This window comes from Vibrio sp. Vb1574 (assembly GCF_033338675.1).
The window spans coordinates 1-1,215 of sequence record NZ_JAWOTC010000305.1 but is presented as its reverse complement, the minus strand read 5'-3'; the positions used below and the strand labels follow the sequence as shown (position 1 = coordinate 1,215).

Here is a 1,215-nt window from a genome sequence, read left to right as displayed (position 1 = left end):
GAACGACTCCTAAAAACACTGACTCATTTGCGCGATTTAGGTAATACCGTACTTGTGGTAGAACACGATGAAGATGCCATTCGCTGTGCCGATCACGTGATTGATATTGGCCCGGGAGCGGGGGTACACGGCGGCAATGTGGTTGCCGAAGGAACGATGGATGAGATCATCGCCAACCCGAACTCTCTCACAGGTCAGTATCTAAGTGGCGCAAAAGAGATAGCAGTCCCTAAAGAGCGTACCCCTCGCGATCCAAAGAAAACCGTCGAGCTACTAGGCGCAACAGGTAACAACCTGAAGAACGTCGACTTGTCTATTCCTGTCGGATTGTTTAGCTGTATTACTGGCGTGTCAGGCTCCGGTAAATCAACCTTGATCAACGATACGTTCTTCAAAATTGCACACACCCAACTCAATGGCGCTACTACTGCACACCCATCGCCTTATAAGTCGATTAAAGGTCTAGAACATTTCGATAAGGTTATCGACATCGATCAAAGCCCAATTGGCCGAACACCACGCTCGAACCCTGCGACGTACACGGGAATCTTTACCCCTATTCGCGAGCTGTTTGCTGGTACGCAGGAATCACGTTCACGTGGTTACAAACCTGGCCGCTTTAGTTTTAACGTTCGTGGTGGTCGCTGTGAAGCTTGTCAGGGGGATGGTGTTATCAAAGTCGAGATGCACTTCTTACCAGACGTGTACGTGCCATGTGATGTGTGTAAAGGGAAGCGCTATAACCGCGAAACACTGGAAGTACGCTACAAAGGCAAAACCATCGATGAAGTACTGGAAATGACCGTCGAGGATGCTCGCACCTTCTTCGATCCTGTTCCTGCGATTGCCCGCAAGCTGCAAACTCTAATGGACGTTGGTCTGTCTTACATTCGTTTAGGTCAAGCGGCAACCACATTATCAGGCGGCGAAGCGCAGCGAGTGAAATTGGCAAGAGAGCTATCCAAGCGTGATACGGGTAAAACCTTGTACATTCTGGATGAGCCGACAACTGGTCTGCACTTCCATGATATTCAGCAGCTATTGACCGTACTTCATCGCCTGCGCGATCACGGGAATACCGTTGTGGTTATCGAGCATAACTTGGACGTCATCAAAACAGCAGACTGGATCATCGACTTAGGACCAGAAGGCGGACAAGGTGGCGGAGAGATCATTGCCCAGGGAACACCAGAAGATGTGTCTCAGATCGAAGGT

General features: G+C 49.8%; 1 protein-coding gene. It reads left to right on the top strand.

Annotated elements, in window-relative coordinates:
* Positions 1–1,215, top strand: a 1,215-nt coding sequence (gene uvrA / locus R7O12_RS25740) for an excinuclease ABC subunit UvrA (protein WP_318126891.1), incomplete at both ends; no start/stop codon positions are given.